This window comes from Haloarcula sp. Atlit-47R (genome assembly GCF_003665985.1).
Taxonomy (GTDB): domain Archaea; phylum Halobacteriota; class Halobacteria; order Halobacteriales; family Haloarculaceae; genus Haloarcula; species Haloarcula taiwanensis.
The window spans coordinates 1-509 of the sequence record NZ_QPLQ01000045.1 but is presented as its reverse complement, the minus strand read 5'-3'; the positions used below and the strand labels follow the sequence as shown (position 1 = coordinate 509).

The window sequence follows — 509 nt, the reverse complement described above, 5'->3', positions numbered from 1 at the left end:
TCGGTCCCGCGGTCGAGCGCCCGCTCGTACCACTCGTCGAGCCGGTCGTCGCTCGGGACGGCCATCCGGTCTGCGGGGTCGTAGGCGTCCGCGCCGACGGCGAGTTCGTCCACGCCGATGGCGCGGAGTTCCTCGACGAGCCGCGCGGTCGTCCGGAACTCGCACCAACCCGGTTCGGGGTGGCGGTGGAGGTCTCTGCGAAGCTCCGCTAATCGCGCTCGAACGGCGTCAGCCATGCGTACACGTACCACCCGCCACCCACTTAAGCATAAACGGTATCCGTGGACACCGGCTACACAAAAAGACTAAGGGAGCGTCACCCAATCGATGTAGCAACCGCGCCCGCGACGCGCGCGACCGATATCATGACCGAGACAGACATCGTCGTCCTCCGCGAGGGGACCGAGGGCCTTTCGATGGAATCGTACGCCGACGCGCTCCGCGAGCGCCTCCCGGACCGGACCGTGACGCTCGCCCGGACGCCGAAACAGGAACGCGAACTCGTCGCC

Annotated in this window: 2 pseudogenes; one reads left to right on the top strand and one right to left on the bottom strand. The window is 67.6% G+C overall.

The window, feature by feature from the left end:
* Positions 1-236: pseudogene (locus DVK00_RS20780) on the bottom strand (amidohydrolase); the annotation flags it as partial.
* 129 nt (positions 237-365) lie between these two features.
* On the opposite strand from DVK00_RS20780, the pseudogene DVK00_RS20775 reads away from it, so the two are divergent.
* Positions 366-509: pseudogene (locus DVK00_RS20775) on the top strand (D-2-hydroxyacid dehydrogenase); the annotation flags it as partial.